The organism is Plantactinospora sp. WMMB334 (assembly GCF_049179095.1).
GTDB lineage: Bacteria > Actinomycetota > Actinomycetes > Mycobacteriales > Micromonosporaceae > Plantactinospora.
The window spans coordinates 2,297,712-2,319,131 of the sequence record NZ_JBMHME010000002.1 but is presented as its reverse complement, the minus strand read 5'-3'; the positions used below and the strand labels follow the sequence as shown (position 1 = coordinate 2,319,131).

23 protein-coding genes are annotated in these 21,420 nt (G+C 70.6%); 6 read left to right on the top strand and 17 right to left on the bottom strand.

Translation table 11 applies throughout. From position 1 onward, the window contains the following. Positions 1-63 precede the first annotated feature (63 nt). On the bottom strand, positions 64-1,536 hold the full coding sequence (gene rox, locus ACN27G_RS09840) for a rifampin monooxygenase (protein ID WP_421492471.1): 1,473 nt from the start codon (positions 1,534-1,536) through the stop codon (positions 64-66). Between the two features lie 197 nt (positions 1,537-1,733). Here rox and ACN27G_RS09835 point away from each other — a divergent pair, with 197 nt between their 5' ends. The 5 genes from ACN27G_RS09835 to ACN27G_RS09815 all read left to right on the top strand — a co-directional run bounded on the left by ACN27G_RS09835 (position 1,734) and on the right by ACN27G_RS09815 (position 4,561). Further along, the gene (locus ACN27G_RS09835) at positions 1,734-1,961 is read left to right on the top strand and encodes a hypothetical protein (RefSeq protein WP_421492470.1); all 228 of its coding nucleotides are present in this window, start codon (positions 1,734-1,736) and stop codon (positions 1,959-1,961) included. Continuing rightward, a complete protein-coding gene (locus tag ACN27G_RS09830) occupies positions 1,958-2,476 on the top strand; it encodes a hypothetical protein (RefSeq protein ID WP_421492469.1) in 519 nt (172 codons plus the stop codon). The genes ACN27G_RS09835 and ACN27G_RS09830 overlap by 4 nt, the downstream gene beginning before the upstream one ends. 344 nt (positions 2,477-2,820) lie before the next feature. Further along, complete coding sequence (locus ACN27G_RS09825) at positions 2,821-3,462, top strand: nitroreductase family protein (RefSeq protein WP_421497286.1); 642 nt, start codon at positions 2,821-2,823, stop codon at positions 3,460-3,462. Then, the gene (locus ACN27G_RS09820) at positions 3,459-3,752 is read left to right on the top strand and encodes a hypothetical protein (RefSeq protein ID WP_421492468.1); all 294 of its coding nucleotides are present in this window, start codon (positions 3,459-3,461) and stop codon (positions 3,750-3,752) included. The genes ACN27G_RS09825 and ACN27G_RS09820 overlap by 4 nt, the downstream gene beginning before the upstream one ends. 2 nt (positions 3,753-3,754) lie before the next feature. Beyond that, positions 3,755-4,561 carry a hypothetical protein gene (locus tag ACN27G_RS09815; protein ID WP_421492467.1) on the top strand — a complete coding sequence of 269 codons (807 nt, stop codon included), beginning with the start codon at positions 3,755-3,757 and terminating at the stop codon, positions 4,559-4,561. Here ACN27G_RS09815 and ACN27G_RS09810 read toward each other — a convergent pair. The 3 genes from ACN27G_RS09810 to ACN27G_RS09800 form a co-directional block, all read right to left on the bottom strand. Beyond that, a complete protein-coding gene (locus ACN27G_RS09810; protein WP_421492466.1) occupies positions 4,536-5,507 on the bottom strand; it encodes an acyl-CoA desaturase in 972 nt (323 codons plus the stop codon). The genes ACN27G_RS09815 and ACN27G_RS09810 overlap by 26 nt on opposite strands. Positions 5,508-6,276: 769 nt before the next feature. Further along, positions 6,277-7,062, bottom strand: a complete 786-nt coding sequence (locus ACN27G_RS09805; protein WP_421492465.1) for a glycerophosphodiester phosphodiesterase — start codon at positions 7,060-7,062, stop codon at positions 6,277-6,279. After that, the gene (locus ACN27G_RS09800) at positions 7,063-7,416 is read right to left on the bottom strand and encodes a PadR family transcriptional regulator (protein WP_421492464.1); all 354 of its coding nucleotides are present in this window, start codon (positions 7,414-7,416) and stop codon (positions 7,063-7,065) included. A 167-nt stretch (positions 7,417-7,583) separates the two neighbouring features. Between ACN27G_RS09800 and ACN27G_RS09795 the strand changes: the two genes are divergently transcribed. Further along, positions 7,584-8,192 (top strand): hypothetical protein, encoded by a 609-nt coding sequence (locus ACN27G_RS09795; RefSeq protein WP_421492463.1) that lies wholly within the window; start codon positions 7,584-7,586, stop codon positions 8,190-8,192. Positions 8,193-8,304: 112 nt separating this feature from the next. Here ACN27G_RS09795 and ACN27G_RS09790 read toward each other — a convergent pair whose 3' ends face one another. The 13 genes from ACN27G_RS09790 to casA all read right to left on the bottom strand — a co-directional run bounded on the left by ACN27G_RS09790 (position 8,305) and on the right by casA (position 21,415). Further along, positions 8,305-9,378: an XdhC family protein gene (locus ACN27G_RS09790; RefSeq protein WP_421492462.1), complete on the bottom strand. Its 1,074-nt coding sequence runs from the start codon at positions 9,376-9,378 to the stop codon at positions 8,305-8,307. 134 nt (positions 9,379-9,512) lie between these two features. Continuing rightward, on the bottom strand, positions 9,513-11,645 hold the full coding sequence (locus ACN27G_RS09785) for a xanthine dehydrogenase family protein molybdopterin-binding subunit (RefSeq protein WP_421492461.1): 2,133 nt from the start codon (positions 11,643-11,645) through the stop codon (positions 9,513-9,515). A gap of 101 nt (positions 11,646-11,746) precedes the next feature. After that, positions 11,747-12,742 (bottom strand): FAD binding domain-containing protein, encoded by a 996-nt coding sequence (locus ACN27G_RS09780; protein WP_421492460.1) that lies wholly within the window; start codon positions 12,740-12,742, stop codon positions 11,747-11,749. Beyond that, positions 12,739-13,218, bottom strand: a complete 480-nt coding sequence (locus ACN27G_RS09775) for a (2Fe-2S)-binding protein (RefSeq protein ID WP_421492459.1) — start codon at positions 13,216-13,218, stop codon at positions 12,739-12,741. Before ACN27G_RS09775 ends, ACN27G_RS09780 begins: the two co-directional genes overlap by 4 nt. A gap of 38 nt (positions 13,219-13,256) precedes the next feature. Beyond that, entirely contained in the window at positions 13,257-14,234 is a 978-nt protein-coding gene (locus tag ACN27G_RS09770; protein WP_421492458.1) for a helix-turn-helix domain-containing protein, read from the bottom strand. A gap of 124 nt (positions 14,235-14,358) precedes the next feature. Then, on the bottom strand, positions 14,359-14,562 hold the full coding sequence (locus ACN27G_RS09765) for a hypothetical protein (protein ID WP_421492457.1): 204 nt from the start codon (positions 14,560-14,562) through the stop codon (positions 14,359-14,361). 598 nt (positions 14,563-15,160) lie between these two features. Next, positions 15,161-15,571, bottom strand: a complete 411-nt coding sequence (gene cas2e, locus ACN27G_RS09760; RefSeq protein ID WP_421492456.1) for a type I-E CRISPR-associated endoribonuclease Cas2e — start codon at positions 15,569-15,571, stop codon at positions 15,161-15,163. Next, positions 15,571-16,539 carry a type I-E CRISPR-associated endonuclease Cas1e gene (cas1e, locus tag ACN27G_RS09755; RefSeq protein WP_421492455.1) on the bottom strand — a complete coding sequence of 323 codons (969 nt, stop codon included), beginning with the start codon at positions 16,537-16,539 and terminating at the stop codon, positions 15,571-15,573. Before cas1e ends, cas2e begins: the two co-directional genes overlap by 1 nt. After that, positions 16,536-17,210: a type I-E CRISPR-associated protein Cas6/Cse3/CasE gene (gene cas6e, locus ACN27G_RS09750; RefSeq protein WP_421492454.1), complete on the bottom strand. Its 675-nt coding sequence runs from the start codon at positions 17,208-17,210 to the stop codon at positions 16,536-16,538. The genes cas1e and cas6e overlap by 4 nt, the downstream gene beginning before the upstream one ends. A 2-nt stretch (positions 17,211-17,212) precedes the next feature. Continuing rightward, entirely contained in the window at positions 17,213-17,914 is a 702-nt protein-coding gene (gene cas5e / locus ACN27G_RS09745) for a type I-E CRISPR-associated protein Cas5/CasD (RefSeq protein WP_421492453.1), read from the bottom strand. Next, positions 17,911-19,035, bottom strand: coding sequence for a type I-E CRISPR-associated protein Cas7/Cse4/CasC (gene cas7e / locus ACN27G_RS09740; RefSeq protein WP_421492452.1), 1,125 nt, complete (start codon positions 19,033-19,035; stop codon positions 17,911-17,913). The genes cas5e and cas7e overlap by 4 nt, the downstream gene beginning before the upstream one ends. After that, the gene (casB, locus tag ACN27G_RS09735; RefSeq protein ID WP_421492451.1) at positions 19,032-19,751 is read right to left on the bottom strand and encodes a type I-E CRISPR-associated protein Cse2/CasB; all 720 of its coding nucleotides are present in this window, start codon (positions 19,749-19,751) and stop codon (positions 19,032-19,034) included. The genes cas7e and casB overlap by 4 nt, the downstream gene beginning before the upstream one ends. Further along, on the bottom strand, positions 19,748-21,415 hold the full coding sequence (gene casA, locus ACN27G_RS09730) for a type I-E CRISPR-associated protein Cse1/CasA (protein ID WP_421492450.1): 1,668 nt from the start codon (positions 21,413-21,415) through the stop codon (positions 19,748-19,750). The genes casB and casA overlap by 4 nt, the downstream gene beginning before the upstream one ends. Positions 21,416-21,420: the final 5 nt, after the last annotated feature.

The window sequence follows — 21,420 nt, the reverse complement described above, 5'->3', positions numbered from 1 at the left end:
CACGGAAAGCCGCCGCCGAGGCAGAGGCCCGCGCCGGGCCACCCCACCGGCGACGCCCGTCGGTCACCCGGTCCGGGCACTCGCCAGGACAGCCGCGGCGCCGAACCACCTGGTGAGGGCGGCATCGAGGGTCTGCTGATCCTCGCCGACCCACGCGACGTGCCCGTCCGGCCGGAGCAGCACCGCCGGCACGTCCAGCTCGTCGCCGATGCCGGCGACGTGCTCGACCCGGTCGGCCCAGCCGGCCACCGAAAGTCGCCCCGTCCGGTCGAGCAGCAGCCCGCCGCCGGCGCGCATCAGCTCGTACAGGCGCCCGGGCTTGAGCCGGACGTCGCGCAACCGCCGCCCGAGGAGGGCATGGTCCGCACCGAGGTCGTACCGGATGCCGATCGCCGTGATCTTCTCGATCATGAACCGGTTGACATCGTCGAAGTCCATCAGCTGCGCCAACAGTCGCCGAACCGCCTGCGGTCCGGGCTCGTCGGTCGTCAGCTGCATCTGGGCCCGGGTGTTGTCGAGCACGTCGGCGGCGACCGGATGCCGCTCGGACTGGTAGCTGTCCAGCAGGTCGTCCGGCCCCCAGCCGTTGACGGCCGCCGCCAGCTTCCAGCCCAGGTTGAACGAGTCCTGGATCCCGAGATTGAGCCCCTGCCCACCCATCGGCGGGTGGACGTGCGCGGCATCCCCGGCCAGGAACACCCGGCCGACCCGGTAGCGCTCCGCCTGCCGGGTCGCGTCACCGAAGCGCGACAGCCAGCGGGGAGAGTGCACGCCGAAGTCGGTGCCGGCGTACCTGCGCAGCTGTTGCCTGAACTCCTCGATCGTCGGCGGCACCGAACGGTCCTCGGCCACGCCCTCCGCCGGCACGACCGCCCGGAACACCCCCGGCTTGCCCGACGGCCCGATCCCGAACCGCTTCTCGGTCCTGCGCACCTCGGTCACCACGTCGGTGATCTCCTCCAGGGGCGCCGCCACCTCCATCTCGCCCAGCAGCGTGTCGATCCTCGACGGCTCGCCGGGGAACCCGACTCCGAGCAGTTTCCGCACGGTGCTGCGCCCACCGTCGCAGCCGACGACGTACCGCGCCCGCAACGGCGGCGCGGTGCCATTCCCGACGTGGACGGTCACGCTGTCGTCGTCCTGCTCCAGCCCGACAACCGCACAGCCGCGCCGGATCTCGGCTCCGACGGCGGCCGCGTGCTCGGCGAGCAGCCGGTCGGTGATCGTCTGCGGGATGCCGAGCACGTATCCGTGCGCGGTGTCCAGGCCGGCGGGAGCGGGCTTGTCGATGCCCGCGAAGAATCCCCGGACGTCGCCGGGACGGATCGGGTACTGCGTGCCGTTGTCGAGGAACCGCTCCAACAGCCCTCGCTGATCCATGATCTCGATGCTGCGCACGTGCAGCCCGAGCGACCGCACGTACGGCGGCGGCTCGGCCTCCTTCTCCAGTACGAGCACCTCGACGCCCCGCAGCCGCAATTCGCTCGCCAACATCATGCCGGTCGGCCCGCCGCCGACGATGATCACATCGAACATGCAATTTCCCCCATGGTGTGCCGATTCTTGCGCTCGGTCGACGATTGTGCGGCACGGCTGGGGTCTTGCCGCAAGCCCGGGGGTGCGATATATGTTAATGGTGGCAGGGAATTCTTTCCCCTGCCTTTGTTGTTGTTTTGGGGCCGCGGACCGCCGGTCGGTCCGGCAGGCGCCGTCAGGGCCCCACCGATCGACCTGTGCACGAGCACGAACGCGGCATCCATTTCCAGACCCTTGACGATGAGGGTTACGGCACACCGCCGCCGTCCCCGCCGGCCGACGGCAGGTCCGCGGATGCCGGCAACTGGTCGGTGAGCGACGGCAGGCTCACCTGGCGCGCGGCGCAACAGGTGCCAATCGGCGACGCGGCCGTGGAGTTCTGGTCGCGTGACCGGCCGCGCGGCCGTGGAGTTCTGGTCGCGTGACCGGCCGCGCGGCCGTGGAGTTCTGGTCGCGTGACCGGCCGCTCGGCCGGGCCCGCCCGCATCCGGACGGCCGGACCTTCAGCCTCGGGCTGGACGGCTCGGTAAGCGCGCGGCTGAGTCGTGGGCCTCCGCGGACCGAGGAGCTGTCGGTGCGAGCCGGCGGCGTCCGGATCGACCAGATCCCACCGCCCCGTCCCGTCGGCGTCGCCGGTGCCCGCGACCTGGCACTGAGCGTGATCGTGCCGCCGAACAGCACCGGGACCCGGTTCGGGGTCACCGTCGTGGGCACGGACGGCCGGCGCAGCGCGTTGGGCGAGATCCGGATCGACGGCCTGCCCGGCACCGACCAGACCACCTCGCACTGGGCCCAGGAGGTGCGGGTACCGCTACACCGCGCACCGGCCCGGGTGGCCGCCGTCGAGCTCACCCCGCGCACCGCTTCGGGCCGCGCCTGGCTGCTCGACGCCTGGGGCTGGCGGCCGGTCCTGCCCGCCAGGCGGAGCGGGGTTTCGTGATCGGCAACTACATGGGCCGTGTATCGGTCCTCAACGACGATCCGGAACCGGTCCTCTCCGTCGAGTCCGCCTCGGCCCGGGTCGCCGAGGGCGGGACGCTGGTCTGGCGCTTCTCCGCGTCCGCGCGGACCGAGACGGGCATCTTCCTCTTCACCGTGCCGAGGCCCCCGGAGACGGGTGTGGAGCTGTCGACCACGGACGTCGACCCGGACTGGTTCACCGACATGACCCTGGAACCGGTGGAGCCGTCCCGGCCGCTGTCGGAGACCTGGCTGACGCCGTTCCTGTTCATCCCGTCGGTGGTCGACGGGCTACAGCACCGCGCCGGTGGCAGGATCTACGGCATGGAGTTCGCCGAGGTGATCCGCCGCCGCCGGATGGTGCGCCACTACGCCGACCGGCCGCTGGGTCCCGACGTCGTCGACAGGATCCTGGCCAGTGCGCTGCGCGCGCCGTCGGCCGGCTTCTCGCAGGGCTGGGCCTTCCTCGCCCTCACCGACGCGGCCGACCGGGCCAGGTTCTGGCCGTTCGTCCCGACCCGGGTCGCGCAGACGCCGACCATGCAGGACGCGCCGCTGGTCGTGGTGCCGCTCGCGCACAAGGCGGCATACCTGTCCCGCTACGCCCAGGCCGACAAGGGCTGGACCGACCGGGACGAGGCCCGCTGGCCGGTGCCGTACTGGTACGTCGACACCGGTATGGCCACGCTGATGATGCTGCTGACCGCCGTCGACGAGGGCCTGGGTGCCTGCTTCTTCGGCATCATGCCGCTGGCCGGCGACGACTTCGACCCGACGGTGGAGGTCCCCGCGCACACGGCCGCGTTCAGGGCCGAGTTCGGCATCCCCGACGAGTACACGCCGATCGGCGGCATCTGCGTCGGCTACCGGGCCGACGACCTGCCCCCGCAGAGTCCCACCATCGCCGGCCGCCGCCGCGGCCAGGAGACGGTGGTTCACCGCGGACAGTGGGGCCGCCGGGCGTGACCGGGATGCCATTTCCCGCCGTACTCACCACACCGGCGGCGGAGTGGGTGGCCGACGACGTCGACGTGCGACCGGCCCGGGCGGCGGTCGAGCGGGTGGGCGGGCAGTTCGAGGGCGTACGGCGCAGCTGGTCCCGGTCGTCGGCCCCGGGCGAGGACCGGCTGCTCCGGGACTCCGCCAGGTATTCCATCCTCACCCCGCAACGGCCCGCCTGCCGGAGTCGGCTACGGCAGCAGTTCGCCAGGGGCACCGTTTCGGCGGCGGAGCACGGCGGCGGCACGTGCGGGTGACGATGGCGACCGCCGCGGCACATCCCGGCCGGGTCAACGAGGACTTCACCGGCGCGCTACCCACAGCGGCGGTCCTGGTCGACGGCGCCGGCATCCCGGATGCCGACGCGATCTGCCGGCACGGCGTAGCCTGGTACGCCAGCCACCTGGGCGGCAGCCTCCTCGGCCTGCTTGCGCGCCTGCCGGAGCAGAGCCTGCCGGCGCTGCTCGCCGAGGCGATCGAGCAGGTGACGGAGGCTCACCGGGACACCTGCGACGTCGCCGACCCGATCAGTCCGTCGGCGGCCGTGGCGCTGCTGCGCGTCTCCGGCGGTCTCGCCGAGCACCTGGTACTCGGCGACGCGGTCGTGCTGCTCGACCGGGTCGACGGCGCACCGCTGGTCGTCTCCGACCCCCGCGAGGTGGTCGTCGCCCGCTCCTACGAGACCGCGCTCCGGGCCACAATCGATGGCGGCATCGATGGCGGCGCGGAGCACCGGCGCCTGCTGCGGGAGCTGCGCGCCAACCGGAACCGGCCGGGCGGCTTCTGGGTCGCCAAGGACGACCCGCGGGCGGCGGAGGAGGCGGTCACCGGTCGTTCGCCGGTAACCGAGCTGTCCGGTGCCGTCCTGCTCAGCAACGGCGCCAGCCGCATCGTCGACCGGTTGCACCTCACCGACTGGCCGGGAGTGCTGACAACGCTGGCGGCGGGTGGGCCCGCCGAGGTCATCGACCGGGTGCGGCGGGCGGAGGCGCGGCGGGCGATGGCGGCGGACGACGCGACGATCACACACTGCACCGATCTCAGCGAGGCGCTCCGGCGGCACTGAGGCGGGCCAGCCGGGCCGGGGTCGGCCAGCGCACGTCGTACGCCTGACCGGTCCTCTCCAGCAGCCAGATGACCCGGGCGGAGATGTCGATCTGGCCGGGGCGTACGCCGTGCCGGGCGCAGGTGGGATCGGCGTGGTGCAGGTTGTGCCACGACTCGCCCATGCTGAGGATCGCCAGCGGCCAGACGTTCGCCGACCGGTCCCGGGCGGTGAACGGACGCTCGCCGATCATGTGGCAGATCGAGTTCACCGACCAGGTCACGTGGTGCAGCAGGGTCACCCGGACCAGCCCGGCCCAGAAGAACGCGGTCGCGGCGCCCCACCACGACCAGGTGACGAGGCCGCCCATCACCGCCGGCGCGACCAGCGTGACCACCGTGCAGAGGCCGAAGAGGCGGTGCACCGCCCGGATGTCCCGGTCGGCGAGCAGGTCGGGTACGAAGCGGGCCTGGTTGGTCAGCTTCCGGTCGAGCACCCAGCCGAGGTGCGCGTGCCAGAAGCCGCGCGCCAGCGCGACCGGCGAGGTGCCGAAGAGCCAGGGCGAGTGCGGATCACCCTCCCGGTCGGAGTAGGCGTGGTGCCGTCGGTGGTCCGCGACCCAGTGCAGGATCGGGCCCTGCACGGCCATGCTTCCGGCCAGCGCCAGCGCGACCCGCATGCCGCGTCGGGCCTTGAAGGAGCCGTGCGTGAAATAGCGGTGGTAGCCGACGGTGGCGCCCAGGCAGGTGAAGACGTACCACCCGATTGTCAGGGCGACGTCCACCCAGGTCAGTCCCCAGCCCCAGGCGAAGGGGACGGCGGCGACCAGTGCCAGGAACGGCACGATCACGAAGAGGTGGACCGACACGTGCGCCGGCAACGGACGCCGCCCGCCGATCAGGTTCTTCGCACCCCGCCCGGCCTGCGGTGGTGGTGGTTGCTCGATGGCAGCAGCGTCCGACGGCATCGCATCCTCGCCTCAGTTCGCCCCGTACGTACGGCCCGGGCGGTCGATGCGGTCGAGCCGGGGCCGAGGCGACGAGTGCCGGGCAGACCCTCGACGTCGACCACCTGAAACCGCACCGCAGCCTGAGCACGACCGTAGCCGGGCTGTTGAACCGGCACCTCGCCGGCAGACGAACCACGTCCGCACGCCGGATTAACCCGCATCGGCGAGACGACACCGAGCCGTCGTATCGCGCGCCGCGGCGGCGACCGCCCGTACGCCGACCCCGCCCGGCGTCCGCTCGGCCTTGTCGGTGGACCGTTCGACAAGACGTGAAGCCGAGTTGAAGCCCTCTGCCGCTTGGCTGGACCGGTCCTCAGGGAAGATCCGGCAGAGGGGAAATCGATGAAAATGGTGTCGAGCTTCGTGCTGCGGATGCGGGCGCTGCTTCTGGCGCTCGTAACGTTGTCCACTTCGGCCGCCGCCGTGTCGCTGACGGTGACTCCGGCCAACGCCGCCCCAGCCTCGGACGTCGGGGTTCAGTACACCTGCTCACTCAACATCGTCAGTGCCACCAGGGCCAGCGTGTCCTGCACCGACACCGGCAACACCAGGTATCGGGCGAGGGCGGAGTGCCGCAACGGTCGGGTCGCCTACGGGAGCTGGGTCTATGCCCGCAGCACCAGCACCGCGGACTGTGGCTCCTCCAATGTCACCCGGTACGGGCCCCAGTTCGAGTGCGAGGTGGTCTGCGCTCCGAGTCCTGTGACCGAAGCGACGTACGCGCGAGTCAGTGTGACGCCGTCCGCACGCTGCACCTGCCGGCCAGGAAGTCCGTAGCGAGGTCCGAGCCGAACGAGAAGTCTCTGCCCCTGGCGCGGTTGTAGAGTCCCTGCGGCGTCTCGATGCCGAGCAGGTTGTAGTTGAAGCGGGCGTCGGGGTCGACGCCCTGGATCGTGGAGATCAGCGGCACCTCGAGATCGCTGTAGTACTGCCAGATCGTCTTCTCCATCAGCCCGGCGGCGGCGACGGCGGTGGCCACCTCACGGTACGGCCCGCCGAGCAGGTGGAAGCTCTTGAACTCGATGTCCAGGCCCACGCCGGCCTGCCCGGCTGTCGCGAGGACCTCGGCGAAGGTCTGGTAGCGGGCCGGATCGAAGGCCGTGCCGGCCCAGCTTCCGGTCGCCGCGTTCCATGCCTTGAACTCGGCGAGGGTGACCTGGTGCAGTGCCCGCCCGTCGGGGCCCGCGTCGTCGTGGAAGACGACCATCGTGCCGTCCCTGAGCCGGCGCAGGTCGACCTCGATGACCGTCGCGCCGAACGCGATGGCGCTGCGGTACGCCTCGGCGGTCTGCTGTGGAGCGAGGTTGGTGCCGCCACGGTGCGCGGAGAGGAACGGCACGACGAGCGGCGGGCCGGGGTCCACCCCGGGCGGCCACGGAGAGTGTGTCGGGCTCGGCACGCAGACCGGGTCGGCCGCGTCGGTGGCGTAGACGGCGTGGATGGTGCCGGCGATCAGCACGGCCAGCAGCACGGCCAGCAGCCCGGCCAGCAGCCCGACATTGACGACTCTCATTCAGTCGTTGTAGAGCGGAGCCGTGAACCGCCGATGAACGTGTCCCGAGGAGCGGCGCGGCCGACCGTGAATCCTCAGCGGCCCCGCGGTCGGGTCCCGCGTCGGCCATGCGTCGCTGCCCCTGGACGTGCGCGGGCTCGTCACCCGACCGGCATCCGTGATCCGGTAGGTCGTACGCTCCGGCCGGTTCTCGGCACGCTCGGTCGAGGCGACCGCGACGAGACCGTCCCGGACCAGCCGCTGGATCGTCTGGTAGACGCTGTTGCGCTGGCTGACGTTGGCCACCTCGTCCTTGCACCGCTCCTTGATCAGCTGCTGCGTCCGGTACGCGTGCGTCGGCTCCTCGGTGAGCATCGAGAGCACGGCCTCGCGTGCCGGCGTACCCCGGTCGTCGACCGGGCGGAGTCGGCGGCGAGCGTCCCGGCGGACGCCTCCAGTACGCGTTCAGCGGCCCTCCAGTCTCCGCGACCAGCATTCGTGCCGGACGGACAGCAACCCATCGGGAAACGGAGGAGATGACGATGCTCGGAGTTCTACGGCACCGCTGGACGGCGGCGCTCGGCACCCTCGCGGCGCTGACGCTCGTGCTGGCACCGGTGCCCGCGCAGGCCGACGCGATGCCGGCAGGGCCGGTGGCGGAGGTGCCGACCCCGGCGGAGATCAGGGCGGACATGGCCAGGATCGTGAAGAACCTGCCGCCACCGGGTCCGAACGGCGTCCAGCCCAGGTCCGTGCCGCTGCGGCTCGGCAAGGGAACGGGACCGTCCACGCAGTACGCCTTCACCTGTGTCGCCAGGAGCAACCTGAAGATCGTCGGCGTGACGAACTACAACTACGTCGTCGCCGAGAGCACGACCGGCGAGTGCAACCCACCGGTCCTGGACTTCCTCGCCACGCAGACCTGGCTGGTGCAGTGGCTGCCCGACGTGGGGCAGTGGACCGAGGTCATGGTCGGCAACTACGACGGCCGCCCCGGCGCCTTCGTGCGGTCGACGACCATCCAGTTCGCGTGCTCGATGAGCCCGACGAACTACGCGGCATTCGGCTACCACTACGCGCGTGGAGGTACCGACAGCGCCATCGGCTACACACTCGCGCCCGGCTCGTCCGCGTGCACCCTGCGGCCGTAGCGAAACCGGGGCCCCGTCGGGGGCTCCCGCCCGCCGTCGGCGGGCGGGGGCCTCCCCACGGGTACTCCCACTTGGCCGGCCGGCGCTGCGCCGTGGGATCCGCTCGTCGTCGTCACACTCGCGCGACACAGGTCGGACATGACGACGTCGTCAGGGGCCCCATCGGGATGTGTGCGCCGGGGGGCGGATCGTCGGTTCGTGGGCTCTCCACTCGAGTACCGTCATCGGCCTGAATCCCACCATGCCACTCCTGCAATCGGCCACCTGTCCGTCGATGGGCCACCGCCACGATCTCGGCGAGCATGGACAACGCGGTCTCCGCGAGGGAGGTACCGCCGACGTTCAGACCGGCGGGGCCGACCAGGCGGTCGAGCCCCGGTGTCCGGTCGAGGCGGGCCAGCCGCCGGGCGTGCGTGCGGTGGCTACCGAGAACGCCGACGTACCCGGCCGCCCCGGCCAGCGCGGCTCGGATCGCCCGGTCATCGATGCGCGGGTCGTGAGTCAGGACAAGTACGGCGTCCCTGCTCCCGAGCGGGAACTCCGCCAACCACCCGTCGGGCCACGCCTGGATGGTCTCGTGGGCCGCGGGCACACGCTCCGGCCGTGCGTACTCGGGTCGAGGGTCGACGACGACCACCCTGCGCCCCAACGGAACCGCCATCTCGGCGACGACGGCGGCCAGGTCCGTCGCACCCACCAGCAGCAGCACGGCACGCGGCTGGAGTTCCTCGACGAACTGCTCCTCGTAGGCCGGCAACCGGGTTCCGTGTGCCGCTGTTGCCCAGCGGAACGGCTCTCGCCGCTCGATGCTCAGGCGCAGTGGCCGGTCCTCGGCGAGGGCACGGGTGATGTCGTCGTAGACGGAACCCTCTGGTGCGGGGCCGATGAGCAGGTCGAGTTCGCCGTCGCACACCGGCGCCGGCTCCCACGGAAGAAGGTCCTCCCCCGGTCGGATCACCGCACGTCGAGGCGGAGCGCCGTCGAGCACCTCACGGGCCTGCTCCAGCAGGACACCCTCGACACAGCCGCCTGACACCGACCCCGTCCAGGAACCGTCCGATGCGACCGCCATGGTGGCGCCCAGCGGGCGTGAGGCCCGACCGTTCCGGCGGATCAGCCGGACGAGTACGACACGCTCGCCAGCGCTGCGCTTGCGCTGCACGAACGGCCAGACCTCACGCAGCATGACCCGGCGCCGGAGCCACGGTCCCGTGCTCAGGCATGTTCCTGACACTCATGAGGCGCCTCCGACGATCTGAGGATCTGGCGTACGACAAGAACTCCCCACCGCCTTCAGAAGACAATGACCCGGCGTCCTCGTCAGACCAGGTCCTCCAACCGCATGGGCAGGTGACGGATACGGCGTCCCGTGGCGTGGAAGACCGCGCTCGCGGCCGCCGCCGCGACGCCGACCATGCAGACCTCGCCGAGTCCTTTGACACCGACGGCGTTGAGCCGCGGGTCCGGCTTGTTGACGAACCCGACGTCGATGTGACCGATGTCGGCGTTGACCGGGACCGGGTACTCCTCCAGCGAGGTGTTGAGAAAGCCGCCGAACCGCGGATCAACCTCGCTTCGTTCCCGAAGCGAAGCGCCCAGACCCCATACGACGCCGCCGCGCACCTGGCTCGCCGCCGTTGTCGGGCTGGCCACCCGGCCGCAGTCGACCACGCTGACCACGCGCGGCACGCGCACACGCCGGGTCGTTGTCTCCACCCGGACCTCCACGAAATGCGCCACGAAGCTGAAGCTGGTGAAGTTCGGATATTCCGGGCCACCACCTGCGGGCAGGCCGAGAGCAGCCCGCTCGTGGATCGCCTCGGGCTGTCCCGGCGCCTGGGTGCGGGCCTGGACGACGGTTTCGCCGAGGCCCGGGGGCAACCGGCCACGGGGACCGAGTCCGAGTTGGGCGCGAAGCTTCTTCAGCGCCGCGTGCACGGCGGGCAGGGCGGTCGCGGTGCCCCATGAGCCAGCCGTGAGGTGCTGAGGCGGGACGCCGCGGGTGTCGCCGACACCGATCGCGATCCGGTCGGACCGCAAGCCGAGATCGTCGGCCACGAGTCGATTGATCGCCGTACGGATTCCCTGGCCCATCTCGTGGCCGTCGACCCAGATCGTCGCTTCGTAGCCCGAGCGTGTGGGAACAAGGCGTAGCCGGGCCGTCGCCGGCGCGGCCGCGCCCTTGTACGCGCCGGCGGCGACACCCCAGCCAATGAGGGAACCATCGCGGCCCCGCATCGAACCGGGCGCGAAGCTGCGGTCCGCCCAGCCGAACCGTTTCGCCCCTCGACGCAGGCAATCGGCCAGGAATCTGGAGGAGAAGGGATGTCCGGTGACCGGATCGACGGCGGTGTCGTTGGCCAGTCTCAGCGCCACCGGGTCCTTCCGTACCGCGTACGCGACCTCGTCGATGGTGGACTCGAAGGCGAAGGTGGCGGGAGACTCGTACGGCGCCCTCATGTAGCCGGGCGTCTGCACGTCGGTGCGGACCAGCCGCTGCCTGGAATGAAAATTGGAGATGTCGTAGAGCCGTGCGGTGAGCTCCGAATACATGGCGGGAAAGTAGTCGTGCCTGGATGTCTGCTGGTCGATGTCGTGGATGGCCGCCAGCAGGCGCCCGTCGGTGTCAGCGCCGATCCGGACCCGGTGGCGCGAGGCCGGCCGGAAGCTGGCGGCGTGGAAGGTCTGCGACCTCGACAGGACGATCTTCACGGGCCGTCCGAGCTGCCGGGCTGCGACGGCCACCGGGCCGATGTGTGGTTGCAGCGAGTTCTTCTGCCCGAAGCCGCCGCCGACGGAGGGTGAGATGACGTCGACCCGGTCTGCCGGAACGGCGAGCTGTTTCGCGACGCCGTTCTGGATGGCGGACGAGTTCTGCGTCCCCTCGTGGATCACCAGCTTGTCGCCCTGCCACTCCACCACGCTCGCGACGAGTTCCATCGGCAGGGGATGCTGTTGCGGCAGGTCGTACTCTCGATCGATCCGCACCGGACTGGCGGCGTAGGCCGCCTCGCCGTCCCCGACGGATATGTCGTGCAGGTCTGGCAGCACCTCGGACTGGACGACGACCTCTGCTCCCGGTGCATCGATCTCGACGGCGACCGGTGCGGTTTCGTACCGCGCGGAGACGAGCGCTGCGGCCTCGTTCGCCGCGACGAGATCATCCGCCACGACCAGTGCGATGGGTTGACCTCGGTAGGCGATCTGATCCGACGTCAGTGGCTGCAGGCTTTGAAAGGCATAGCCGCCACCCAGCAGGAATCCCGCGGACTCGATGTCCACCCGGGTCAGCACGAGACGCACACCCGGGACGGCCGCTGCCGCGCCGGTGTCCACCGAGAGGAGCCGGCCCTTGCCGACGGTGGCGACCGCGAAGACCGCGTGCGCGGTGCCGGGCGGCAGACGGTCCGCGCCATACCGGAGAGCGCCGGTGACCTTCTCGTACGCGTCCACCCGGCGGCTCGACGGAGGGGCCCCCGCCCCGGCCGGCAGTGACGTTGTCGTCAACGCGGCAGCGGTTCCGGTGCCGACCAGGAACGTTCTTCTTGAGACGCTCACAATGCCCTCTTCTTCGCGATCACAAGTGCGTCGGCAACCGTACGGATTCCGAGTTCGACGCGAAATGCGTTGTGGTGACCGGGCTTCGCCCCGGCGAAGGCCAGTTCGCCGGCGGCCCGAGCGGTCGCCTCGGTCACGCGCTTGCCGACGAGGGACTCCTCGGCCCTGGTGGCGCGGATCGGCCGTGTGCCGACCCCGCCGAGCGCGATCCGGCAATCCTCCACCACACCGCCCCGGGCCAGCGTGAGGCCCGTTGCCGCCGAGGTGAGGGCGAAGGCGTAGGACTCCCGGTCACGGATCTTCAGGTACGTGGAGCCGCGCCCGGCGGTCGTCCTCGGAACGCGAACGGCGACGATGATCTCGTCCCGGCGGAGCACATGGTCGATGTGCGGGGTGTCGCCCGGCTCCCGGTGCAGCTCCGAGACCGGCACCGTCCGGCGGCCGCCCGGCCCCACCACGTCGACCACGGCGTCGAACGCCACCAACGCGACCGCCAGATCACCGGGATAGGTGGCGATACACGATGCGCTGCCGCCGAAAAGGGCATGCCCCCGATCGATACCGTCGATCGCCGCACAGCCACTACCCGGTTCCCGCTTGTTGCAGGGGAAGGGAGCGCCGCCACGGAAGTAGCCGCATCGCGTCCGTTGCAGCAGATTGCCGCCGAGGGTCGCCATGTTCCGCAGTTGCTGGGAGGCCGCGCGCCACAGCGACTCGCTCAGGGCAGGATAGTCCCGCTTGATCAGCGGGTTGTCGGCGACGTCCGACATCCGGGCGCCGGATCCGAAAACCAGCTCGCGCGGGCGACTGGTGTCGATATAATTCAATTCTTTGAGCCGCTGGATGTCCACCACGACCGCGGGCGTCTCGACCCGCAGCTTCATCAGATCGTAGAGAGTCGTACCGCCGGCGAGGAGTTTCGCGTCCGGTGCGGCCAGCGCCTCGATCGCACCGGCCACCGAGCGGGCCCGGACGTACTGGAAGCCCTTCATTCGGAAGCCTGCCTACGCGCGGTGTCGCGGACGGCCTCGACGATGCCGACGTAGGCGCCACATCGACAGAGGTTGCCACTCATGTACTCGCGGATCTCATCGTCGTCACCGGCGTGACCTTCGGCGATACAGGCGAGACCGGACATGACCTGACCCGGCGTGCAGTAGCCGCACTGGAGGGCGTCCCGAACGATGAACGCCTGCTGAAGCGGGTGGAGCGTGCCATCCGGGCCGGCGACGCCTTCGATGGTGGTCACGTCGCGGCCATCGGCCTGCACCGCGGGCGTCAAGCACGAGACAACGCGGCGGCCGTCGATGTGTACCGTGCACGCCCCGCACTGGCCGTGGTCGCAGCCCTTCTTCGCGCCGGTGAGGTCGAGTCGTTCCCGAAGCACGTCGAGGAGCGATTCCCGCGGGTCCACCCGGACCTCAGCTCTTCGCTTGTTGACTAGGAAGGAGACCCTGATCACGCTCATGGATCCACCGTAGGTATCGCGTACCGGCTTCGCCTTCGTCAGATTGCCGATGGCTGCGCGTGATTGCTGGATCCAGAGGGAAGATCACTCTCCGCGTCTCGGGGAATACGGTTGGTGTGGTTCTGGCGGAAGGCATGCGGCGTCATGCCGGTCTCGCGGGAGAAGGCTGCCGACAAGCTGCTCGGGCTGGAGAAACCGCAACGAAGTGCGACCTCGGTGATGGACAGGTCACCGCCACGCAAGAGCCGGAGGGCGGCACGGAGCCGCAACCGTGTCAGGTATCGACGCGGAGTCTGCCCCGTGGCCGCCTTGAACACCCGCAGGAAATGGTAGACGCTCATCCACACCGAACCAGCGATGTCCTCGAGGGTGAGTTGTTGATCGAGGTTCTCCCGCATCATCTCGATGGCACGCCGGATACGGGCGTCTCCGATACGGGCAGTCACCGGCTCGGGACGCCCGCCGAACCGGGTGAGCAGGTGAACGGCGAGGAAATGTGCGGCCGACTCCGCGTACAGGTCGTCCATGCCGCCGTCAACGGCATCGGAAAGGCTGTGTATCACGCGCTCGACGAGCGGGTCGGTCATGGACAGCACATCCGCTTCCGGCATCCCCCGGTCGACGTCCCACAGTTCGGTGGACACCCGCCGCACCAGATCACCAGGCAGGTAGAGGTGGATGCACTCGAGTGGGACGGTGCTCCGCCACCGCAGTTCGGTGCTGTTGCCGGGGGCCGTCAGACCGATCTGGCCGCGGGTGTACCGCGCACCCATCCAACGGCCGCTCCCCTTCGATTCCATCCAGGCATCGCCCTGGGTGACCAGGACCAGCGCCTGGTCCGCACAGGGCGACATGCGGAGTTCGTCGGCCACCGGCTCGTCGACGAAGCGTTGCAGCAGCACGGACCGCCACCCGGCGCTCCGCCAGCTACAGAACGTCCGGCTGGAAAATGTATTTCGTTCGTTAACGACTGCATCGAAGCCTTCCATTGATGCCTCCGACTGGGTCAGCTCCACCCGCGCCCACCCGGAGACGCCGCGTCTCTGGAAGCGTGCAGGTCCTTGGATCTACCGGGAACGCGCTGCGGGCCGATGCCTTCTCGATGCTGACCCGTCTGCTCCGAGCCGTTGTGTCCTGTGCTCACCCGCCGATCGCCGACATCGGGCGTACGGGTCGCAGGGACGTCGGCTCACGCGTGTCGAGCGAGACGTCGACCCGATCGAGTCCGGCGGTGAACCTAACCTCGGAAACGCCGAGCCGCTCCACAGCGATGCGCACCAGCCGGATCACCGCCTCGTCGGCGAGCGGGCGCGGAGCGCCGACCCTCGGCTGCGAGGTGTTCATCGGGTACGGAAGGTGGTTGCCGTGCGGTTGTCGTGCTGCTGCATCCGCTGCTCGGCGCCTGCGACAGCGCAACGGACGATCCTCGGAGCCGGCCGGGCGACCATGAGACGCCTGGGGTGGGCTTCGTCAGGCATTAACGTCTCCTGGTGCTCGGGCATCGATGCCTCCATCACTGGCGGTTACTGCGCCGCGGCCCCTCGTCGACCAGGTACTTCCCGCCAGCCGGAGTGAAGGGTGGCGACCGCAGCTCCGAGAAACCATGGAGTGATCATTACCCGACAGAACTCTTGAGACGCTCCATTGCTTGCGCCGATGCTGCGCGAAATTGCGGTTTCTGTGCGGAGAACAAGCCCAGTCAAGTCGCGATCAGTAAATAACGGGCAATATTCGCGATTGGCTCAAAGGCAGCGATCGACACCGAGCTTCCCAGAGAGGCTGTGTCATCTCAGCGCGACAGAGAGGTACGGGCGGCCTCGGCCGAGGTGGTCGGCGCAGCGGGCCGGCCACCGGCCTGCGGGACCCGAATCGACACACCTGCGGCGCCGGATAACCCCCGCGTGCGCGGGGAGCAGAACTTTTTGACCTGGGGTTGCGTAGATCAACTCTCGGATTTTTCTTCACTTTGTCGCGGACTGGCCGCCGTACTGTCCCGGCTCGCCGCGCCGCGCCGTCCGAAGCGGCGACGCTTCGACGCCTTGCTCCATCCCCTGGGCATCGCAGGGTTGTAGGTGCCCCGCTCCCTGGGACGGCGAATCAGGGTGATCCCGTCGAAGTCGACCGGCTGCCAGTGGTGGTCGTGCACCTCGAAGGCCAGCCGCTGCTCCCCCGGCTGCTGATAGACGAGCAGCGCCCGCCCCGGCCCCGCCATTTCCACCACCTTGCCCCAGAGCCGGTGTCGGATCCGGCTGTTGACGTGTCCGACATACACACCGGCGGAGATCTCCAGCAGCCACTGCGTCAGGTGGCCACGTAACCCCTCCGGACAGGCGGTGAGGATGATGACGGTCATCAGAAGTCGACCTCCTCACCGTAGTTCCGACCGCCGGCGAGTTCGTAGCCCTCCTCGTCCCACAGCCGCACCGTCCCGCCGTCTGCCTCCTCGTCGAGCCACCGCTCGTCGATCGGCCCGGCGGGAGCAGGACCGAGCAGCAGGGTCCGGATGTCGCGTACGCAGCGGTCGAGGAGAGCGCCGCCGTGCACCCGGTCACGGACCGCCCGGCGGGTGTCCGGGCCGATGTCGGTGGAGCCGCTGGCGGCGATGTCGAAGGCGACCGGAATGGTGATCTCGGCCTTGTAGAGGTCGGCGATGTCGTAGACGAACGACCTGTCGTGGCCGGTGTGGACGAAGCCGAGACCGGGTGAGGCGCCGACCGCGACGATCACGGCGTGCACGACGCCGTAGAGGCAGGCGTGTGCGGCGGATAGCGCCTGGTTGACCGGGTCGCTGCCACCGAAGTCCTCGGGGTCGTACTCGCGATTGTTCCAGGTCACGCCGGTCCGCTGGGCATGCTCGCGGTAGCAGCGACGGACCCGGGCTCCCTCCTTGCCCCGGAGCTGCTGCATGGTGAGGGTGCTGGTGTCCTCGCCGGGGAAGCGCATCCGATACATCTCGCGCGCCACCCGCAACCGCCGGTCACGCTGTGAGACGGCGGCGGCCTGGGCCACGAGCAGCCGGCTGGACCGGGCGAGCGGACGTCCGTGCGCGTAGTAACGGACGCCCTGCTCACCGACCCACACGGCAGTGGCCCCGTTGTCCGCGAGAAGCATCATCGCCTGCTGGGTGATGCTCGTGCCCGGCCCGAGCATCAGGACGCCGAGAGTGGCGGCCGGGATGTGCGCCACACCCTTGTCGTCGGTGGCGGTGATCGCGTTGCTGTCGCGATGGATGACGCAGCGTTCGAGGTAGAGGAAGCTGAGCCGGTCCTGGGCACGGTTGAGATCCCCCAGCTCGGCCGGCGGAACACCTGGAATCTTCACGAAGCGGCGTGGACCGGAGCGAGGGTGAGCAGCCCGCAGCCGTACGCCTTGGCGTGCCCGATCCCGCCGGTCAGCGCCCGCCGGAAGGCGTCCGTGTCGGTGATCTGGAGGATGCCGTCGAATGTCGCCGTGGTGAGGGTGACGGTGCCCATCCCGCGCTTGAAGCTCTGCGTGTAGCGGCGGTGCAGGCGCAGGTTGGGCAGGCCGTCGTGCTGGTGTGCCAGGACGAAACCGTGCCGGTCGGCCCGGCTGGCCAACCACCCGACCTGCTCGTGCTCCCGCAGATGACCGAAGCGCTGTGTCTCCTTGGCGTCGGCGGTCTTCCGTCCGCTGTGGGTCGGGTTGGCGGTGAGCCGGAACGCCCACTGCTGTCCGGGGTGCAGCGAGCCGAGCAACCCGTCGTAGTCCCGGGTCACCCACGCCTCCGTGGTGGGCCAGCCGGCCTGTTCGACCAGGTGGGTGAGGTCCGGACGCCCGGGGCTGACGATGAAGAGGTGGACACTCGCGGTCGCCTGTGTGTCGAGCCGCCACAGCGTACGACTGCCGTCGCGCTCGTAGTCCTCGACGCTGGCGAAGGCCGCGCGGACCGCCGCGTGCATGGCCTGCGGCGAGGAGAGCAGTTTCCGGGCGTTCCGGCGGGCCGGGTTGATCTGGAAACGGGTCAGGAACATGATCAGCCTCCCAGCAGGCTCAACGGGTCGTGCTCGGCGACGCCGGCCCGCTCGGCGAGGTCGTTGGTGACGTCGACGTGCCGGCGCAGCACGGACCGCCAGGTGTGCTGCCGGTGCGCGGGGTCGAAGCTGACCGGCTCGTCCGGCACCGTCTCGGTGACCGGCTCGCCCGGACCGGCGTCCCGGATGATCTCCAACCGGACCGTGCGGGACGCCCGCCTGCGATGCCACGTGGCGGCGATCCACGGCCACTCCGTCAGCGCGTCGTCGAGCGTCCCGTCGTGGACGCCGAGGCTGACCGGCCGGGCCGGCGGGCAGGACCGGCGCCCGAGGTAGAGCGGGAACCGGGGCCGCCGCAGTGCCTCGGCCAGGTCGCACAGCAGTTCCGGCTCGCCGTCGACCGCGCCGAGAAAGGCCGCGTCGGAGAGATAGAAGCGGTAGGTCAGCGGCGCGCTCTGCCGACCGTCGAGACTCCGGGCGGTCTGGAAGTCCCGCAGGATCTGACCGGGCTGGTCCAGCCGGACGCCGAACTCCAGGCCGAGCAGGTCGGTGAGGGGTTCGCCGCGCCGGACGCCCCTGGCGGCGGCCAGCATCCCGATCACCCCGCTCTTGGTCGGGGCGATCTCGGTGCCCCGGCGGGCGAAGCGGCTCGACGAGCCCCACGACTGGAGCGGCCCGGCCAGTTGCAGCAGCAACACACTCATGCCGGCTGCCCGAGGGCGACGGTGACCTGCTCCCCCACTTCGGTCACCAGTTCGCCGAAGCTGACCGCCTTGCCGAGGTCGGCAAGTACCGCCGTCTTCTCGCCGACCTGGGTGACCCAGGTGCCGACCGGCCGCTCCCCGTAGGCGCCCTCGACGGCGACGGTGTGCCTGGCCAGCGCGGCCGCGGCCAGCTCGACCCGCCCGGCGCTGTGCGTCTCCCGGATCGCCGTCTCGAAGGCGCCGACCAGGTTGATCGGCTGGGTCTCGCGGAGCCGCACCATGACGGCGTCGGGCAGCGTCCGGTGGGCGAAGGTGTTCTGCTTGCCGGTCGGCATGCTGCGGCCGAAGGCGGTCAGGAAGGCTTCGACGGCGGCCCGGGTCGCCTCCGCGTTCCCGAGGGTGCGGTGCAGCGCGTCGACGTCCACGGTGGCGTACCGGTAGAGCGTGGACGAGTTGAACTCGATGGTGCCGATCATGCCGGCGCCGGTCTCCAGGGCGTCCGCCTTGCGGTCGTCGACCGCGGTGAAGTAGTCGAACTCGTTGTCGACGGCGTGCACGCTTATCGCGTGCGACACCTGGCAGGCGGCGTCGACGTTGATGTCGGCCAGGTCGGCCACCATCCGGCCGAACATCGCGACGTCGACCGAGTGTTCCGTGTTAGCCAGCTCCTTGAACCGGGCCCTGTCGATGGTGCCGCCGCTGCGATAGGCGTCCAGGGCGGCGGCGGCGAGGTTGTCGAGCTGCCGGTGGCTCAGGAACAGCAGATAGCCGGACTCGACGTCCTTCAGCTCGCCCTTCTTCTTGTCGGCCTTGGCGAGGCCGCCCGCCACGAAGACCTCGGCGGCCAGCGCGGACGCGTCCTCGCCGCTGACGCCCGGGTCGAGGGCCCTGATCCGCGTCGCGAGGGACTCGCCCACCCGCTTGGTCCGCTCGCCGAGCTGGGAGCGGTCGAGCAGGTCGCTGAAGGCGAGCCGGATCGCCCGCTTCCATGCCTGGCTGGAGACCCGGGCGCGCCGTACGCCGCCGTAGACGGCGGTCTTCGGCGAGCCCGTGTCGTCGCGGTTGAGGTTGCTCGGCGGCACGGTGTGCAGGGCGTAGACGTCGATGATGGTGCGGCTCATGACGGGTTCTCCTCAGGAAGGTCGGTGGGGGTGGCGGAGGTGTCGACGTCGGTGCCGGTCCCGCTGCGGAAGAACTCGCGGCCCCAGATGGCCTGGACCCGGGGCCGACCGTCCGGGCCCCGAAGGGTCTGCAGGTCGTCGGCGAGCAGGCCGTAGTCGAGCGGGATCTGCTGCTGGCGCAGCATCGTGACGAGGCTGCGCAGGTGGTAGATGCTCTCCTCGTAGGAGCTGGCGGTGCCGAGCGCGGCGAACCGGCGCCGTACCCCCTCCGGCCCGGGGGCCCTCCGGACGAGGGTGGCCATGGCCTGCCCCAGGCCGTGCCCGTCGACGTGCATCCGTTCCCGCTGCGACTGCTGGTGCAGGGCATAGAGGGTCACCGCGTCGTGCACGGCGTGCTCGGCGTCCGTCGCCTCGGCGTCGGTGACCTCGGCGCCGCCGCCGGACGCCCAGCGGCGCGGCAGGTGCTCCGGCACCTGCACGTACCGTTCGAGGGTGTAGTCGAAGCCCGGCGTCCGTCCGATGCCGCGTCGCAGCCGGGCCAGCGCGCTGACCGCCTCGGGCTGGGGCACGGTACGCAGCACCCGCGCCTGCAGGACGGCGACCGTCCGGGCGACGTGCTCGCCGAGGTCCCTGCGCCGCCGTCCTCTCCGCTTGCGGGCCGGTTCACCCGGCCGGTCGGTCTCCACGATGGTCTGGTCGGCTTCCACCACGGTCATGCCGGTTCCTCCTGTCTCCGCCGCGCGGACTCGACCGCCATCGGCAGCGCCTTGGCCAGGCCGGCGTAGAACCACGCCTCGGCCTGCGAACTGGAGTAGTGCACTTCCCTGCCGGCGTGGTCGGTGCCGGTGCGGCCGACCCATGCCTTCGGTCCGGCGGCGGCGACCAGGGAGTCACCGAGCCGGCGGATGGCCCGGCCGACCAGCCGCTGCCACTGCGCGCGTTCCGCCGCCGGTTCGCTGTCCGGGCCGAGTCGGGCCAGCCAGTCCCGGAAGGCGCGGTCCAGCAGCGCGTACCCCCGTTCGGCCGCCCGGTCGGCTTCGCCGCTGCCGGTGTCCCGGCTGCCGGCCGCGCGGGCCAGGTTGTCGGCGAGCCGGCGCAGCACCTTGACCGCGGCCTCGGCGTCGCCGGCCGCGTCGACGGCGGTCGCGCGCAGCGCCGAGTCCTCGACGAGCAGCAGGACGTTCATGGTCAGCGCGTCGCTGAAGACCTCGTCCACGACCGCCTGCTGGGTGCCGTAGGTGACGCTGGTGGCCCGGGTACGGGCCCGGAAGTCCGCCCCGACCACGCCGGTCACGGTCAACCGGGCCAGCCACTGCAGCACCGTCGGCGACAGCCGCTGCGGCGCCTCCCGACCCGACTCCGGCGGCGCCGGCAGCAGGGACTGCAACCCTCGCCACAGGGCCCGACCGTGGTCGTGCGGCCGGGGCAGGTAGATCGGGGACTGCTTCTGCCTGGTCTCGCGGGGTCCGCTGCGTCCCCAGACGCTCATCGGCTCCGTCAGGTGCCGGTTCTGCCAGTCGAGCCGGTCACCGTTGGAGATCATCGCACCGGTGATGCCGCCGGCATCGCCGAAGAGCCGGATCCGCCGGGACTGCCAGGTGTAGAGGCTGAGCAGCCCGTACGGGCCACGGGTCAGGTTCGCCTCCTCGGCGGCGGTCTGCGGCTCGCGCTCCCAGACCGGCAGGTCCCGCTCGTCGGCGACCTGCCATCCGGTCGCGACCGGCACGAGGTTGAGCAGCAGCGTCTCCCGCAGGGTCGCGCCCTCCAGGTGCACGCCGCCGAGCGAACCGACCGATCCGGGGCCCATCGGGTAGCCCTTGCCGCCCTTGACCTGCGGATCCCCGACCGCGCCCGTCTTGATGCCGGAGGGGTCGTACGCCTGGCAGTGCACCAGCCAGCGGGCCGCCTCGGCCGGCGTGACCGACGCCATGCCCGGTCCGGCGCGGGTGGTCAGGAAGGGGATGCCGTTCGGCACGTCGGCGATCAGGCGTTCCAGCCCGTAGCTGTTGCTCTTTGCCGCGTGCAGATCGGCGACCTGGTAGAACGGGTGCTTCGGGTGCAGCAGGTCGAAGCGTTCGCGGAATTCGCCGAGGTAGTCGGCGATCTCCGCGTTCGGCAGCGTCCGGTCCTGCCACAGGGTCCGCCAGGCGGCCTCGCCGGGTGGGCCGCCGGTGGTGCGGTGCAGGATCGCCAGCGTCAGTCGCAGGATCGCGAAGGTCTGCGTCGGCAGTTCGCAGGCGATCATCCGCAGCTCGCCGGCCTGCGCGAAGAGGCCGAGCAGCGACACCTCCCGACGCTGGCCGTCGGCATCCAGCACGGGTATCCACGCCTCGTCGACAAGCGAGTACTCGGCAGGGTGCGGTGAGCCGGTCACCGGCATCACCT

Coding starts and splice junctions, on each gene's coding strand:
- rox (WP_421492471.1), bottom strand. CDS start 1,536: ATGTTCGATGTGATCATCGTCGGCGGCGGGCCGACCGGCATGATGTTG.
- ACN27G_RS09825 (WP_421497286.1), top strand. CDS start 2,821: ATGGAGTTCGCCGAGGTGATCCGCCGCCGCCGGATGGTGCGCCACTAC.
- ACN27G_RS09815 (WP_421492467.1), top strand. CDS start 3,755: ATGGCGACCGCCGCGGCACATCCCGGCCGGGTCAACGAGGACTTCACC.
- ACN27G_RS09810 (WP_421492466.1), bottom strand. CDS start 5,507: ATGCCGTCGGACGCTGCTGCCATCGAGCAACCACCACCACCGCAGGCC.
- ACN27G_RS09805 (WP_421492465.1), bottom strand. CDS start 7,062: ATGAGAGTCGTCAATGTCGGGCTGCTGGCCGGGCTGCTGGCCGTGCTG.
- ACN27G_RS09800 (WP_421492464.1), bottom strand. CDS start 7,416: ATGCTCACCGAGGAGCCGACGCACGCGTACCGGACGCAGCAGCTGATC.
- ACN27G_RS09795 (WP_421492463.1), top strand. CDS start 7,584: ATGCTCGGAGTTCTACGGCACCGCTGGACGGCGGCGCTCGGCACCCTC.
- ACN27G_RS09790 (WP_421492462.1), bottom strand. CDS start 9,378: ATGCTGCGTGAGGTCTGGCCGTTCGTGCAGCGCAAGCGCAGCGCTGGC.
- ACN27G_RS09780 (WP_421492460.1), bottom strand. CDS start 12,742: ATGAAGGGCTTCCAGTACGTCCGGGCCCGCTCGGTGGCCGGTGCGATC.
- ACN27G_RS09775 (WP_421492459.1), bottom strand. CDS start 13,218: ATGAGCGTGATCAGGGTCTCCTTCCTAGTCAACAAGCGAAGAGCTGAG.
- ACN27G_RS09765 (WP_421492457.1), bottom strand. CDS start 14,562: ATGAACACCTCGCAGCCGAGGGTCGGCGCTCCGCGCCCGCTCGCCGAC.
- cas2e (WP_421492456.1), bottom strand. CDS start 15,571: ATGACCGTCATCATCCTCACCGCCTGTCCGGAGGGGTTACGTGGCCAC.
- cas6e (WP_421492454.1), bottom strand. CDS start 17,210: ATGTTCCTGACCCGTTTCCAGATCAACCCGGCCCGCCGGAACGCCCGG.
- cas5e (WP_421492453.1), bottom strand. CDS start 17,914: ATGAGTGTGTTGCTGCTGCAACTGGCCGGGCCGCTCCAGTCGTGGGGC.
- cas7e (WP_421492452.1), bottom strand. CDS start 19,035: ATGAGCCGCACCATCATCGACGTCTACGCCCTGCACACCGTGCCGCCG.
- casB (WP_421492451.1), bottom strand. CDS start 19,751: ATGACCGTGGTGGAAGCCGACCAGACCATCGTGGAGACCGACCGGCCG.
- casA (WP_421492450.1), bottom strand. CDS start 21,415: ATGCCGGTGACCGGCTCACCGCACCCTGCCGAGTACTCGCTTGTCGAC.